The 681-nt window shown below is 38.8% G+C and carries 1 pseudogene; it reads right to left on the bottom strand.

Going from position 1 to position 681, the window contains the following annotated elements:
• A pseudogene (locus tag NXS07_RS20600) lies at nucleotides 1-389 on the bottom strand (hypothetical protein); the annotation flags it as partial.
• Nucleotides 390-681: the final 292 nt, after the last annotated feature.

Here is a 681-nt window from a genome sequence, read left to right as displayed (position 1 = left end):
CACTCAAATATCTCGCCAAAATCTACCAAAACATGGTTTTGATTTATTAGCGCTAATTTGTGGGGATCCCTCAGCGCACTGGGAGTATAATAGGTTAGCTCATCTTCTTTATACCCTTTTGTTTTTAACATAACTCGAGGTTCAGGAGTATGACCAGGAAAAAGATATAAAATTTTAGGTGGGGGTTGAGGAACATTCCAAAATACTAATTCTATTTTTTCCCCTTTTTTATACAGTTTAATGGGGACTTCAATGGGATGTCCTGTAGTTGGTTTTGGAGTTAAAAAAAAGTAAGGGTCCTCTGTTGGAGGACGCATCCATTGAACCAGTAATACGATACCCGCCCCGAGAAAAGCAGCAAAAACCAATAGCATAATTTTTTTCACCATATCTGTTATATCCCATCAGAAGCAAAGAAAATTCAGGGTTATGTTTCACAATTAAATTAATCGCTACCATGTCATCACATCATCCTGATCCCTGAACGAATTGAGTATTTGGTTGCGTGCATGGGATCATCCCTATAGATCCCACCCAACGGAAATTAAACCTTGCTTCTTACCCTTTAACGATAAATAAATTATGTGTGACATAAGCCACATCATCCTAGTACTACAGCCGTAATCCATCATGTGCCATGATAGGGCTCTTCTTCCTTAAATAAAAGGCGGTGTCACATGC

It is taken from the genome of Xenorhabdus bovienii (genome assembly GCF_024721015.1).
Taxonomy (GTDB): Bacteria; Pseudomonadota; Gammaproteobacteria; order Enterobacterales; family Enterobacteriaceae; genus Xenorhabdus; species Xenorhabdus bovienii.
Note: the sequence above shows the minus strand (reverse complement) of the source record. Positions and strands in the feature narration are given on the sequence as shown.